Below are 13,155 nucleotides of genomic sequence, written 5' to 3'. Positions count from 1 at the left end.
GCGAAGGGCGGGTGGAAAAGCAGCGGGCAGAGTATAGAGCAGAAGGTCTTCAAGCGGGTAAACAAGCCGTCAATTGCCATAAAAAAACACCATCCTGGCAACAGGACGGTGTTGTTTATCATCACTCAGGCTGAAAATTAACCACCGCGGCGTTTGCGGCCGGTAGCATGGATATGGTTGAGGGTGGTTGCTTCATCGCCTTCCAGCACCACTTTTTTCTGCTGGGAAAGCTTGTAGTTCAGACCGAGAAGATGACGTGCCTGATGGTTCGATTTCATTCTGACTCCTTTATCCTGTTCTGGTTTCAAGGGCAAACCCGGTGGTGACCGGATGAAATGTAACCCAAAGTTGGCCGCACGTTTTTTATGCGGCCACAGGTAGGGTGGTCCATTTTCAGGGCAATAGCAACCTCAGTGCGCCAGATTAAGAACAGTCTCCCTCGCGCAGCGCCGGCGTTACCACTTCATCTCGCCGGTATTAACTTTGGCGCTGAGCTCCAGCGAGCTGGTTTCCGCCAGCCCTGGCCACTGTGTCTCCATTGCCTTGATCACCCCGACGGAATCCTTATGTGTCTGCAGCGCTTGCTCAAACTGCTGGAGGTAGGTTTTGGTAAAGCGCACCGCGCTGTCACCCTCCGGCGGCGTGCCGAGGTAATGTCCCGGGATCACCTGCTGCGGGTGCAGAGCAATCATCTGGTCCAGCGTAGTGCGCCACTGCTGTCGACTGGCCGGCGTCTGGGTGTCGGCGGTCCAGAGATGCATGCCCCAGGCCACGCCGGTGCCGCCGAGGATCGTTTTGTTCGCACGGATCCAAACGAACGCCGCGTAGTCATGGGGCTGCATAATCGTCACTTTTTCGCCATCGATGGTAAAGCTGTTGGCTTTCAGCGCCTGCGGGACGTATACCTGCGTCGGCGCGCCGTCTTTCATCTGTGGTCCCCAGTACGCCAGCTTTGCCGCTTTGGTGGCTTCAATATGTTTAACCACTTCCGGCGTGGCGACCACTTCCGCCTGCGGGAAGGCTTTCACCAGCGGCTCAAGGCCAAAATAGAAGTCAGGATCGCCGGAGGTGATCACAATCCGCGACAGCGGTTTGCCGTTTTTCTTGATCATGTCTACCAGCTTTTCGCCGTCTTTGACGCTGAACTGGGCGTCAAACAGCACCGCTTCATGCGGGCCGGAAACGAGGGTGGAGTTGACGGCAAAAAGACCTTTCTCCTGAGGGTTGTAAGTCTGCAGCGTCAGCGGCGCCGCGAAGACCGCGCCGCTGAACAGGGCGGTGGCAATAGCAAGAGCAGATAATTTCATGATTCATTCTCAATGACAGGGGAATGCGTAGCATTGTACGGATTTCGCCATTTGATAGAATTCCTGAAATAAGAGATGCTGAGTTTCATAAATCGTGCAGATAAAGGGGGCGTGATGGACAGGGTAATTGCGGCGCAGGTGTATCTGCGAATTTGCGAACTGGGAAGCCTCAGCGCCGCGGCGCGCGCGCTGGGGATGTCGCGCCCGATGGTCAGCCGCTATCTGGAACAGATGGAGAGCTGGGCCGGCGCCCGGCTGATCCATCGCTCAACCCGGCGGCTGACACTGACCCCGGCCGGGGAGAAGGTATTGCTCAAGACCCGCGGCCTGACGCGGATCGCCGATGAAATCGCCGGCGAACGCCAGCGTGCCGACCCCAGCGGCACGCTGCGGGTGGCGTGCGCGCATTTTACCGCGATGCAGCTGATCTCCCCGCTGCTGCCGGATTTTCTTGCCCGTTATCCGCTGTTGCGTCTGGAGCTGGATATCAATAACCATCCGGTCAGCCTGATCGGCGAGCGCATCGACGTGGCTATTCGCATTACCGATAATCCGGAGGCGGGGGCTATCGCTCGCCGCCTCGGCGTGTGCCGGTCGCTACTCTGCGCTGCGCCGCGCTGGCTCCGCCAGCATGGTCCGCTGACGACCCTTGACGATCTGCAACAGCATAACTGCCTGTTATACAGTCATTTTGCCGGCCAGCGCTGGCAATTCAGCGATGCACAGGGTCAGGAGGCGTCGGTGGCAGTGAACGGTAATCTGAGCGCGGGGATCTCTTCCTTACTGCTGGAGGCGGCGGTCGCGGGGTGCGGCATCGCGATGCTCCCCGAACTGGAGGCGCGGAGCGCGATTGCCAGCGGCGCGCTGGAGGTGGTGCTTCCTGACTGGACGCCGAAGGCGCTGAGCGTTTACGGCATCTATCTTTCCCGCGACTATCAGCCCGATGGGCTGCCGCTGTTTCTGGATGCGCTGCAGCGACGTCTGGGGAAAACGCTCGCCGATGCCTGAGCAACGGCGTCGCCTTCAGCGGCAGCGCCGGCGGGCGGTTGCCCTGCCGGAAAGCCGGGGATGAGTCTTACTCATTGCCCCACTGATTCAGGAAGTTGGCGATATCGTCAATACGGCGTTCGTCAATGGCCGCCTCGCGGGCCATCTCCTGCTGCGCTTCTTCATCGATCTCTTCGTTGTTGGTTAATCGCGCAATCAGCAGCTGAAAATAGCGCGCCAGCGCATCGCGTTCCTCATCCTTAACCGGGGCAGCCGCTTCGGTCTCGTATTCGTCCACGATGTCATAAAATTTCAGGGGGATGTCGTTACTCATCTGTCGTCCTCAGGATTGGCGTCAGGGCCGGGGTTAGCGCACAGCGGCGGGCGGGTATCATAGCACGCAGCCGATCGGCTGCAGCAGAGGAAAAATCGCCGCGGCGGCGAGGTGAGAGGGCAGATATCGCTCCCCGGGGGACGGAGGGTAAAACCGGCGCGCGATGCCGCACGCCGGTCTGCCAGGAGGCTTAGACTACCCCGTCTCCACCGTCAGAGCACCACACCTGGCCGGAGGTATATGAGCAGGCATCGGATGCCAGGGTGACGTATAGCGGGGCGATCTCGACCGGCTGCCCCGGACGCCCCATCGGCGTGTCTTTGCCGAACTGTTTCACTTTCTCGTCCGGCTGACCGCCACTGGACTGCAGCACCGTCCAGTAAGGGCCGGGGGCTACGGCGTTAACGCGAATGCCGCGTTTTGCCACCTGTTTGGCCAGCGATTTGGTGAAGATCGCCAGGCAGGCTTTGGTCTGGGCGTAATCGAGGAGGATCGGACTGGGTTTATAGGCCTGCACCGAGGTGGTGTTGATGATTGCGCTCCCGGCCTGGAGATGGGGCAGTGCGGCGCGGGTGATCCAGAACGGCGCGTAGACATTGGTCTTAAAGGTGGCGTCAAAGTCTTCGGTGGTCAGCTCCTCAAGGGTCTCACAATATTGCTGACGTCCGGCGTTATTGACCAGGATGCTCAGGCCACCCAGCTGTTGCACCGCGTCGGCCACCAGCGACTGACAGAAGGACTCGGAGCGAATATCCCCCGGCAGGGCCACCGCGGTGCGGCCTTCGGCTTTGATCAGAGCGATGACTTCATCGGCGTCCTCTTGCTCCTCCGGCAGATAGCTTATGGCGACATCGGCCCCTTCGCGGGCAAAGGCGATCGCCACCGCGCGGCCAATGCCGGAGTCGCCGCCGGTAATTAGCGCTTTCTTACCGGCCAGCCGCCCGGTGCCGGTGTAGCTGGTTTCCCCATGGTCCGGTGACGGCTCCATCTCCGCATCCAGACCCGGCGGGTTCTGTTCTTGCTCCGGGAACTCCGGACGTGGAGCCGTCTCTTCTGGCAACATGGAGGTGGGTAATTTCTTCATGGGCGGTTTTTCATCTTGCATAGTCATCTCCTTCAGACAGAACGGGCCAGCTGTAAGGATAGGTCAGGTTCCCCCGTCGCCAGACCCCGGATGACTCACCCAGGGCCAGTGAATGGCCGCGAACAGACGCATTGTTATTCCTTAACCGTCTGATCCCCGGCGTATTTAAGCAAATAGCGCTGCGTTATCATTGCCGGGGATAAATTAGGATTATTCCATCATGACTTAATGCAGGCTGGCTATTTTATTTGCTGCGCGGCGGAGGTTTTTTAAAGGTGGAGAGGGAGACGACGTGAAAAGGGGAATAATAGGGTAATCCGCTACGCATGGATAATAATGGCATACCTCTTTGGTGTTAATTTTTGGAAGGGTGGCAGTCCGGGATTAGTAGAAACATTTATTCATCAGATTATTTTCATTAGTTTACAAACGTGAACCAATGTCCGCAGTACAGTTCACAAGGTACACATAACCCAAAGCGAATAAGGGAGTTGCGTAAAAATTAATTTTTATTACCGCTTCGTTGTGGTTAATTTATTTTGTCGATGCGCTGGGTGATGGCCAAAATTAATTTGACTCCTGCGGGTATTCCTCTAGTGTTAGGTATCGAGGGCGATGATTTGTAACAGGGTCATTTTCCATTTACCAACCGATATTGATCAAACCAAAGGTGAAAATTATGGCAGAGCATAGAGGCGGTTCAGGTAATTTTGCAGAAGATCGTGAAAAAGCATCCGAAGCCGGGCGTAAAGGCGGGCAGCACAGCGGCGGGAACTTCAAAAATGATCCTGAGCGTGCATCCGAAGCCGGTAAAAAGGGTGGTAAGAACAGCCATGGCGGCGGCCGTAAATCCGGCGACAGCTGATGACTGATGACCTGTGACGCCGTTATGACGGTGTCGGGAAAGAAACCTGTGGGCCTGTGGGTCCGCAGGTTTCTGTTTATTTGCAAACGCTTCCCTCAGCTATTGTCTATTCTCCGCGACGGGAAAAGAGGTGCAGGATAATTCAATTACAGCCATCTTAACAATTAAATACTGATTACCGCAACGGCATTGTGCCGGCGAAGCGCTAAGAGTGAGTAAATAACGGTTCGGAGCAATACGTAACAGTACTGCTTTTTATCGCTGTGCAAAAGTAAGCTATTTTAAGCCTGGTGTCAATCGTCGGACGCCAGGGGCGGGTAGCAACACATCCGCTTGCTAAATATTGTTCAGATCTAAGGTAATAAAATGAAACTGACGCCGGTATTTATTAAGCGCTGTCATCTTGTGGCCGCCGTTATGTGGGTGGGCCTGGCGATACCCTCGTTAATCTGGTGGAAAGACAGCGTCCTGTGGGTCATTCTCATCAGTATTTATGCCAATATTGTTGGACATTTATCCGGATATAGCGCAGCGCGAGCTGACCAGGCGGCGGAAGAGAATGAAGATTCCCCGTCAAAATAAATAATTAACGATCAGAGGTGTATATGACGGATAGTGAAAATTACCACAACTGGCTTCGCGATGCCCATGCCATGGAAAAACAGGCCGAGTCACTGCTTATGGCCACCATCAGACGCCTCGATAATGAACCGCAACTGCGAACCCGCCTTGAACAACATCTTTATGAAACTCGTCGGCAACTGTCTGCTCTGCAGGACCTTATCGCCCGCAACCATATTTCCCGCTCGGCGCTGAAGGATGCGATGAGCCGGGTCGCAGCCCTGGGCCAGACTATCGGCATCATGCTACCCGGCGATGAGCTCATTAAACTCATTATCACCGCCTACGTTTTTGCCCATTTTGAGGTCGCCTGCTATACCGCTTTATTAACGGCGGCGAAGCGCGTGGGGGACCATAGCGCGATGCCGACTCTGGAAGGGATCCTTGCCGAAGAGAGAGGGATGGCTGACTGGCTGCTGCATCATCTGCCGGCGCTGACCGGACAATATCTGATGCATAACTCTCTGCCCGGCGTTGAGGCCGGACAATAAGCCGCCGGAGTCAATCATGGTTAAGCGCCACACCATCGCGATCCTCGCCACAGACAAAGCGGTTCCGCTGAAATTAACCGCCAGGCAGCAGGCGCTGGTGGACGCGGTGGCGAACAGGGTGCCACCTGCAGAGCACGGCCCCGTATCGCCAGTCGACAAAACGCGCACGAAAACCAGCAGGGCGCGCTGAGGACGCTGACAGTGGCGGGCAGAACGCAAGGTGATAGTGATGCAACAGGAAGAGTGGTTTCACAGAGCGGTCATCTATCAGGTTGACAGTGCTCTGTTTTACGACGCCAACGGCGATGGGTTTGGCGATCTTGCCGGTATACGCCAAAAGCTGCACTACATTCGTAGCCTGGGGGCGACGGTGCTCTGGCTGACCCCTTTCTATCTTACCCCACTGCAGGATGATGGCTATGATATCAGCGACCATTTGCAGCCCGATCCCCGTTTCGGGACCATCGCCGACGTGATTGAGCTGATTGCCCGCGCCCGGGAGCTGGGGCTGCGGGTGATTGTTGAGCTGGTTATCCAGCACACTTCTGCCCAGCACCCGTGGTTTCAGGCGGCGCGACGCGATCCCCGGTCGCCGTGGCGGCCATACTATCTTTGGGCCGATCGGCTGCCGGAGAACGACGATCCTCCCATGTTTCCCGGCGTTGAGGAGAGCGTCTGGAGCTGGGACGACCAGGCCGGACAATACTATCGCCATATGTTTTATCGCCATGAGCCCGACCTGAATCTCGCTCATCCGCCGGTGATCGCTGAAATTGAAAACATCATCACCTTCTGGCTGCAGGCCGGGGTGTCAGGATTTCGCCTCGACGCGGCGTCACATCTGGTGAAGCAGGCCGGGAAGGGCGAAGAGGCGCGGGGCTACCCGCTGTTGACGCATCTCCGGCAGGTCGTGCAGCGCCTCAATCCCGACGCGATACTGTTGGGTGAAGTGGATGTGGAAGTGGAAGATTATCGCCATTATTTCGGCCGCGGCGATCGGCTGCAGATGGTGCTCAATTTTTGGCTTAATAAATATCTCTATGTCAGCCTGGCGCAGCAGCGCGCCGCCCCGGTAGTGAAAGCCCTGCAGGCGATGGTGGCCCCGCCGGGCGGATGCTGCTTCGTCAACTGGCTGCGTAACCATGATGAACTGGACCTTGAGGGGATTGGCGAACGCAACAAACGCCAGGTTATCCGCACCTTTGCCCCTGATAAATCGATGTCCGTTTACCAGCGCGGCGTGCGCCGGCGGCTGGCGCCGATGCTGGATGGCGATACCCGACGCATCGCGCTGGCCCATGCCATCCTGCTCGCGCTGCCTGGCGTGCCGGTGATGCGCTATGGCGACGAGATTGGTATGGGCGACGATCTGCGCTTACCGGAGCGCTACGCGGTCCGAACGCCGATGCAGTGGTCGGGCGCGCCCAACGGCGGCTTTTCCCGGGCGGCGCCGGATGATTTGCCGGTGAAACCGGTGGCCAGTGGACGGTTTCGCTACCAGCGGATCAATGTCGAAGCGGCGTTGCGCCACCCCCGGTCGCTACTGCATCGGGTACGCAATATGGTGCTGGCGCGCACGGAATATACTGAACCGGGATCCATCCCTTTTACCCTTATTACGGTGAAGCCAGCCGCGGTGCTGGGCTTGTGCTATCGCAGCGAATCGCGGGAGGTGCTGATGCTGGCGAACTGCAGCCAGCAGGCGGTGGAGGTCCAGCTCCCGCCGCTGGCCGAGGGTTACTGGAGCCCGATCCTGGAAGATAAGTTCTACCAGGACGGGCTATACGGCGGAGAAAAGGCGCGGCTGGCGCTCTCCGGCTATGGTTACCGCTGGTTCAGCCGCAGCCTGCTTTAGCGCCGTCTTCCTGGTCGGCGGAACAATGCCCGCAGGGCCATCGTCGCCACCGCCACACCGACGCCGGCAGCCACTTTACCCGGAAGATCGGCGCTGATGGTCACCGCTTTACGCCGCGCGCCATCGTTAAAGGGGCCGTGTCCGGGATGATTGCCGCGCACTGGCGTGAACAGGTCGTCCTGATGTTCTGCCGGCTTCGGCTGGCCGGTAAACTGTCCCTCCCACGCTTTTTTCACCATCAGCCGATCAAGCAGACGGGGGAAGAAGATCTGGCCGAGGATCGACTGGATGGTGCTTTTCCCCACCCACAGCTCGTTCACCGGCCGCTGGATCACGCTGTAGATGGCCTCAGCGGCGACCTCCGGCTGATAGACCGGCGGTACCGGCTGCATGGCCTGCTCCATTTTGTTGCGCGCCCAGCCAAACTGAGCAGTGTTCATCCCCGGCAGCTGGACCATAGTCAACTGGATGTGGCTTTTCTCATGCAATAGCTCGGTGCGCACGGCATCGGTGAAGCCGCGGATCGCTGCTTTAGCTCCGCAATAGGCCGACTGCAGGGGGATCGAGCGCCAGGCCAGCGCCGATCCAGCCTGAATAATCACCCCCCGATCCCGGGGCGTCATGACCTCGAGCGCCGCGCGGGTGCCGTTGACATAGCCGAGATAGGTCACCTCCGTCACCCGGCGAAATTCGTCGTCGCTCATCTGCCGAAAGGGCGCCAGCACGGTGGTCATGGCGTTATTGATCCAGACGTCGATGGCGCCGAGGGTGGCTTCCACCTCGGCGGCGGCGCGCTGCACGGCCCCGGCATCGGCGACATCGGCGCTCATCGCCAGCGTTTTGACGCCGAAACGTTCACAAGCCTGCTGCGTCTCCTGCAGACCCGTTTCATCGCGGGCGATCAGCGCCACGTGATACCCTGCGCGGGCGAAACGCAGCGCGGTGGCTTTTCCTGCCCCGGCGGTTCCGCCGGTAATAACCATCACGGACATAGTGACCTCATTAATTGTTTCGCTATCGTAAATTTAAGCTGCACGGATCGAATCATTATTAAGCATAAATAACGACGGTGAGGTGGGAAATATCCTGGAATAAGCGCAGTGTGAATCAGACGACATATCCTGATGACTCTGGCCTGTTTCTGCATAAGCAGGCGTTAAGGTTCTATAATCTGTAAGATACTTGACAACCCGCGAGGAGGAAAAATGTTGACAGTAAACACGCGTAGCGTTGAAAAAGAAGAGGACGACGCCACCCGCGCCCCGGAATCGGGGGATAAACAACCGGAGCGCGATAAATAGCTAAGCCGGTGTTATTCCTGCCCCGGCGGTTCCGCCGGTAATAACCATCACGGACATAGTGACCTCATTAATTGTTTCGCTATCGTAAATTTAAGCTGCACGGATCGAATCATTATTAAGCATAAATAACGACGGTGAGGTGGGAAATATCCTGGAATAAGCGCAGTGTGAATCAGGCGACATATCCTGATGACTCTGGCCTGTTTCTGCATAAGCAGGCGTTAAGGTTCTATAATCTGTAAGATACTTGATAACCCGCGAGGAGGAAAAATGTTGACAGTAAACACGCGTAGCGTTGAAAAAGAAGAGGACGACGCCACCCGCGCCCCGGAATCGGGGGATAAACAACCGGAGCGCGATAAATAGCTAAGCCGGTGTTATTCCTGTTCCGGAATAATGGATATCTGGCCGTTACGTTCGAGAATAGCGAATTTGATCGCTTTCAGTTCATAAATCCCATGGTGCTGCCTGGCCGCCAGCAGGATATCATCGACAGAAATATTGACGAGCTTCATTTTCTCATCGATGACAGCACCATTTTCCACTACGATAACCGGCGTGCCATCCAGAAAATTTTCCGCCTGGGCAAATTTTTTCTTAATATAGCCGAATAAAATATCAATACTGACCAGGGTGACGATAGTCAGCATCGAACCGGTAACGGAATAGTCTGTGCTGAGCATCGCCTGCTGGGTCGCTTCACTGATAATCAGCAGCAGTATCAGGTCAAAATTGGTTAACTGCATCAGGGTTCGTCTGCCGGCAATCTTGAAAATAATCAGCAGGATCAGATAGATTGCTGCGGCTCTGAGGACCATTTCCATCGCGACTCCTACGGATAGACAAACTGTTGCCAGCTGACGGCAGGGCGATCGTTGACTGCCGCCTGCAGGGAAATATTGCCTGTCGTTTTGGGGGTAATAGATAACCATACCGATTGCGGCGAGCGGCTGGTTGTCCGCTGATACACCAGATGTAATTTCCCGTCGGCACTGTACATCTTATCCGGCTGCGGGCGGATATCGCCAACCTGGTAACGGGTTAATAACGTGGCGGCGAAACTGATCGTCGTGTCATTTTCCTGCGTGGGTTTGATCTGAATATTCAGTTCGGTTTCACTCATCAGTCTGGCATAACGCTGGTAATCGACGCGTAATTCACCTTCAGGGCTTTCCCGGTGCGCCTCACTGAAATATCCGGAGGACCACAGGCCGCTTAATGCGGTAAGAATGATGAGGCTGAGAATAATTATCCCATAGCGCCTGAAGCGATATTCAAAGCGGAGGGCCTGTTGATTCTCGTCGACGATGTGACAAGGTTGTTGATTCTCAATCATTATTATTTTCCCCGCGTTTCGTTTCGCCATCAGCGTAACGATAAGGACATTCTTATATTAGACGATATCAGAACAATTGACTTTGTAAAAATGGCCAGCCTCAGCCAGGCTTTAATCTGTTCATCAGCAAAAACAAGGAGGCATGATGAAAAAATTAGCCTTGGCCATGGCCTGTTTGTTTGCCGCCGCCGTCGCGCAGGCGGACGATAAAGGCGGTTTTAGCCAGGATGCCGCGCCGCCGCCGCCGCACAAACTCGATGACGGCTATCGCGGCGTCGAGGAGGGGCGGATTATGACCGTTGAGCAGGCGAAAACCATGCACGACGGCGCCACGGTTTCACTGCGCGGTAATCTGCTCACCCGACAGGGGGATGACCGTTATCAGTTTCGCGATAAAAGCGGCACCATCACCGCCATTATTCCGGTTGCCGCGTTTAATGAACAGCACGTAGAGCCTGACGATCTGGTCAGTATTAACGGCAGCCTTGATCGCAAAATGACGCCGCCGGTAGTACGTATCGATCGCCTGCTCAAACAGTCGCCTAAGTAAGGGGAGCTTACCGGTATGAGCACAACATCCCACCCGCATGACGAGGAGCGCGGGAAGCACCCTGCGCGCGAGGCATCTGACGAACATGGCGAAGTGCCGCGTAAACGGGACGACAGCGAGGATGACAAAACCGATCCTTACCATCCTCACGATGGCCGTTAGCGTCATCCGCAACGGGAACTTTTTGGGAACGCTGATGCGGCGGGCCGCAGAATAGAAGCAGGTTCAGCATCAGGCACTATACTTTTTGTTCGACATCATCACAGGAGGAGTCATATGGCGATTCATAAGAAAGGTCTGGCGCACTGGGAAGGCGATCTCAAGCATGGCAAAGGCACCGTGTCGACGGAGAGCGGGGCGCTGAGCCAGCAGCCCTACGGCTTTAATACCCGTTTTGAAGGGGTGAAAGGCACCAACCCCGAAGAGCTGATCGGCGCCGCACATGCCGCCTGCTTCTCGATGGCCCTATCGTTGATGCTCAGCGAAGAGGGCTATACCGCGACGTCCATCGACACCACCGCAGTGGTCACCCTTAATAAAACCGACGGTGGGTTTGCAATAACCGACATCGCGTTGCAAAGCCAGATTGTCCTGCCCGGCGTTGCGCCGGCGGCGTTCGATGAGATCATCCAGAAAGCGAAGGCCGGCTGCCCGGTATCACAGGTGCTGAAAGCCAATATCACCCTTGACTACCAGCTGAATCCATAAGCTGTTGTGCCCGCACTCTGCGGGCACCGTTCCCGCGATCTCTCTCCCTGTCACTGCCTCCGCTGCGCAAAAGTGGTATCTTTGGTCCTTTGGTAAACGTAAGGGACTCCAGCATGATCGGCATTCGCGGAATGATCGAGGCGCAGGTGCTCGGCCTGACCGGCATGGCGTTAAAAGAGATTGATTTTGAACAGCCCAAAGGGGAGCCGGGGCTTTTTGGTCCGCAATCAGCCATCTGGCAGGTGCACGGCGATTTTACCTCAATGCTGTGCGGCGGCATTAGCGCGCTGTTGCTGCAGATGCTGCACCCCCTGGCGCTGGCCGGCGTCTGGGACCACTCCCGTTTCCGCGAGGATATCTTTGGCCGCCTGCGTCGCACCAGTCAGTTTATCTCCGCTACCACCTTCGCCGCCACCCCCGACGCCGAGCGGTTGATCGCCAAAGTGCAGGGGATCCATCAGCGGATCGCCGGGGTGGACAAGGACGGCACGCCGTATCAGGCAAGCGACCCGGCGCTGTTGACCTGGGTGCATGTTGCTGAGTGCAGCCGCTTTATGGCCTCCCACCTGCGCTACAAGCGGACGGTGGTCAGCGTCCAGCGCCAGGAGGACTATTTTCGCGAGTCGGCGGAGATCGCTCGTCGGCTGGGAGCCAAAGATATTCCCCAGACGCCGAATGAGGTCGCGGACTATCTTGAGGCGATGCGGCCGCAGCTGCGCTGTGACGAACGTACCCGGGAGGTAGCCGAGGTACTGCTCACCACCCGTCTGCCGGGTCGCCTGAGTCAGCCGGTTGGCCAGGTGATGATGCGGGCCGGGATCGATCTTCTGCCGCCATGGGCGCAGGAGATGCTGGGACTGTCGCTGTCGCCGCTGCAGCGGCGCACGACGCGTCTGATGGTACTGGCGATCGCCCGCGTGCTGCGCGCCTCGGTACGTAACGGCGCCTGGCATTGCGCCATGCGCCGGATGGCGGAGGCGTGATTCAGCCCGCCTTGCCCAGGTGCCGGGCAATCAGCGCCTCCAGGCTACCGTCCGCCCGCCATTCGTCCAACGCGTCATTCACCGCGTTAAAGCGGACCACATCATCCCGGGCGACGCAGATGGCCTGCTGGATCTCGGTAAAATTATCCGCTAAGACCCGCACCCCCGGATGGTGGCGCGCTGTCGCCTCCAGCGGCTGACGGATGCCAGCGACCATATCCCCTTCACCGGCGAGGAAGGCGTCGATGGCCTCCTGCGAGGAGGGGAGACGATTCAGGCTGGCGTGCTGCAGATGGCGGGTGAGCCACAGATCGTAGGCGGCGTTTTGCCCGACGTTAATCGTGGTTGCCGGGCGATCCATATCGGCCACGCTCTGGCAGGGCGAACCGGCTCTCACCAGCGCGGTCCCCTGAATGGTGATATAGGGAGAAGTAAAGCGCAGGGTCGCCTCCCTCGCCGGGTCGATGGCCAGAAAGGCGATATCCCAGCGTTCGCCGCCGGCGTCGGCCACCACTTTACCGGCGGCAGGATAGGTGACGAACTCGGCGACGACGCCCCAGCGCTGCGCCAGTCGATGGCTGAGCTCGGGGGTAATGCCTGTCGGCTCGCCGTTTTCTCCAGGATGGGCCAGTACCGCATTGCCCAGATTAATGGCAAAACGCAGCCGGGATGGTGTGATTGCTGACATCGCTGACTCCTGTGGTGGCTAAGAGAAGGTGGCCCGACCTGTTGG

The 13,155-nt window shown here is 57.4% G+C and carries 19 protein-coding genes; 11 read left to right on the top strand and 8 right to left on the bottom strand.

The window, feature by feature from the left end; translation table 11 throughout:
• Nucleotides 1-33 precede the first annotated feature (33 nt).
• Complete coding sequence (locus ABLU50_RS21430; protein WP_032425875.1) at nt 34-141, top strand: hypothetical protein; 108 nt, start codon at nt 34-36, stop codon at nt 139-141.
• Here ABLU50_RS21430 and sra read toward each other — a convergent pair.
• Together sra and ABLU50_RS21420 are read right to left on the bottom strand one after the other, a co-directional pair.
• On the bottom strand, nt 138-278 hold the full coding sequence (sra, locus tag ABLU50_RS21425; RefSeq protein WP_004202647.1) for a stationary-phase-induced ribosome-associated protein: 141 nt from the start codon (nt 276-278) through the stop codon (nt 138-140). The two genes, ABLU50_RS21430 and sra, sit on opposite strands and share 4 nt — an antisense overlap.
• A 177-nt stretch (nt 279-455) precedes the next feature.
• A complete protein-coding gene (locus ABLU50_RS21420; protein ID WP_087833057.1) occupies nt 456-1,307 on the bottom strand; it encodes a Vmh family MBL fold metallo-hydrolase in 852 nt (283 codons plus the stop codon).
• Between the two features lie 114 nt (nt 1,308-1,421).
• Between ABLU50_RS21420 and ABLU50_RS21415 the strand changes: the two genes are divergently transcribed.
• On the top strand, nt 1,422-2,315 hold the full coding sequence (locus ABLU50_RS21415; RefSeq protein WP_049116411.1) for a LysR family transcriptional regulator: 894 nt from the start codon (nt 1,422-1,424) through the stop codon (nt 2,313-2,315).
• 67 nt (nt 2,316-2,382) lie between these two features.
• Here the strand turns inward: ABLU50_RS21415 and ABLU50_RS21410 are convergent, their stop codons facing one another.
• Together ABLU50_RS21410 and ABLU50_RS21405 are read right to left on the bottom strand one after the other, a co-directional pair.
• Complete coding sequence (locus tag ABLU50_RS21410) at nt 2,383-2,628, bottom strand: YmjA family protein (RefSeq protein WP_004202643.1); 246 nt, start codon at nt 2,626-2,628, stop codon at nt 2,383-2,385.
• A 190-nt stretch (nt 2,629-2,818) separates the two neighbouring features.
• Nucleotides 2,819-3,733, bottom strand: coding sequence for an SDR family oxidoreductase (locus ABLU50_RS21405; protein ID WP_004202642.1), 915 nt, complete (start codon nt 3,731-3,733; stop codon nt 2,819-2,821).
• A gap of 658 nt (nt 3,734-4,391) precedes the next feature.
• Here ABLU50_RS21405 and ABLU50_RS21400 point away from each other — a divergent pair.
• The 5 genes from ABLU50_RS21400 (at nt 4,392) to ABLU50_RS21380 (ending at nt 7,544) form a co-directional block, all read left to right on the top strand.
• The gene (locus tag ABLU50_RS21400; protein ID WP_004143718.1) at nt 4,392-4,577 is read left to right on the top strand and encodes a general stress protein; all 186 of its coding nucleotides are present in this window, start codon (nt 4,392-4,394) and stop codon (nt 4,575-4,577) included.
• A 366-nt stretch (nt 4,578-4,943) separates the two neighbouring features.
• A complete protein-coding gene (locus tag ABLU50_RS21395) occupies nt 4,944-5,159 on the top strand; it encodes a hypothetical protein (RefSeq protein WP_004202641.1) in 216 nt (71 codons plus the stop codon).
• 23 nt (nt 5,160-5,182) lie between these two features.
• Nucleotides 5,183-5,689 carry a ferritin-like domain-containing protein gene (locus ABLU50_RS21390; RefSeq protein WP_032456113.1) on the top strand — a complete coding sequence of 169 codons (507 nt, stop codon included), beginning with the start codon at nt 5,183-5,185 and terminating at the stop codon, nt 5,687-5,689.
• Nucleotides 5,690-5,705: 16 nt separating this feature from the next.
• A complete protein-coding gene (locus tag ABLU50_RS21385; protein WP_023318350.1) occupies nt 5,706-5,879 on the top strand; it encodes a hypothetical protein in 174 nt (57 codons plus the stop codon).
• Between the two features lie 39 nt (nt 5,880-5,918).
• A complete protein-coding gene (locus tag ABLU50_RS21380) occupies nt 5,919-7,544 on the top strand; it encodes an alpha-amylase family protein (RefSeq protein ID WP_087833058.1) in 1,626 nt (541 codons plus the stop codon).
• On the opposite strand, the gene ABLU50_RS21375 is transcribed toward ABLU50_RS21380, so the two are convergent.
• From ABLU50_RS21375 to ABLU50_RS21365, 3 genes are all read right to left on the bottom strand, one after another.
• On the bottom strand, nt 7,541-8,536 hold the full coding sequence (locus tag ABLU50_RS21375) for an SDR family oxidoreductase (protein ID WP_087833059.1): 996 nt from the start codon (nt 8,534-8,536) through the stop codon (nt 7,541-7,543). The two genes, ABLU50_RS21380 and ABLU50_RS21375, sit on opposite strands and share 4 nt — an antisense overlap.
• Before the next feature lie 686 nt (nt 8,537-9,222).
• Entirely contained in the window at nt 9,223-9,669 is a 447-nt protein-coding gene (locus ABLU50_RS21370) for a YetF domain-containing protein (protein ID WP_004202634.1), read from the bottom strand.
• Between the two features lie 8 nt (nt 9,670-9,677).
• Nucleotides 9,678-10,181, bottom strand: coding sequence for a hypothetical protein (locus tag ABLU50_RS21365; RefSeq protein WP_087833060.1), 504 nt, complete (start codon nt 10,179-10,181; stop codon nt 9,678-9,680).
• Between the two features lie 145 nt (nt 10,182-10,326).
• Here ABLU50_RS21365 and ABLU50_RS21360 point away from each other — a divergent pair, with 145 nt between their 5' ends.
• The 4 genes from ABLU50_RS21360 to ABLU50_RS21345 all read left to right on the top strand — a co-directional run bounded on the left by ABLU50_RS21360 (nt 10,327) and on the right by ABLU50_RS21345 (nt 12,422).
• Nucleotides 10,327-10,731 carry a YdeI family stress tolerance OB fold protein gene (locus ABLU50_RS21360; protein ID WP_004202632.1) on the top strand — a complete coding sequence of 135 codons (405 nt, stop codon included), beginning with the start codon at nt 10,327-10,329 and terminating at the stop codon, nt 10,729-10,731.
• Nucleotides 10,732-10,746: 15 nt separating this feature from the next.
• Nucleotides 10,747-10,893: a hypothetical protein gene (locus tag ABLU50_RS21355; RefSeq protein WP_087833061.1), complete on the top strand. Its 147-nt coding sequence runs from the start codon at nt 10,747-10,749 to the stop codon at nt 10,891-10,893.
• Between the two features lie 114 nt (nt 10,894-11,007).
• Entirely contained in the window at nt 11,008-11,439 is a 432-nt protein-coding gene (locus tag ABLU50_RS21350) for an OsmC family protein (RefSeq protein ID WP_004202630.1), read from the top strand.
• Between the two features lie 113 nt (nt 11,440-11,552).
• Nucleotides 11,553-12,422: an oxygenase MpaB family protein gene (locus tag ABLU50_RS21345; protein WP_032456112.1), complete on the top strand. Its 870-nt coding sequence runs from the start codon at nt 11,553-11,555 to the stop codon at nt 12,420-12,422.
• Between the two features lies 1 nt (nt 12,423).
• On the opposite strand, the gene ABLU50_RS21340 is transcribed toward ABLU50_RS21345, so the two are convergent.
• On the bottom strand, nt 12,424-13,110 hold the full coding sequence (locus ABLU50_RS21340; protein WP_049116415.1) for an ABC transporter substrate-binding protein: 687 nt from the start codon (nt 13,108-13,110) through the stop codon (nt 12,424-12,426).
• Nucleotides 13,111-13,155 lie beyond the last annotated feature (45 nt).

It is taken from the genome of Klebsiella sp. GG_Kp173, from assembly GCF_040062415.1.
Classification (GTDB): domain Bacteria; phylum Pseudomonadota; class Gammaproteobacteria; order Enterobacterales; family Enterobacteriaceae; genus Klebsiella; species Klebsiella quasipneumoniae.
This window is presented reverse-complemented; position numbering and strand designations above follow the sequence as displayed.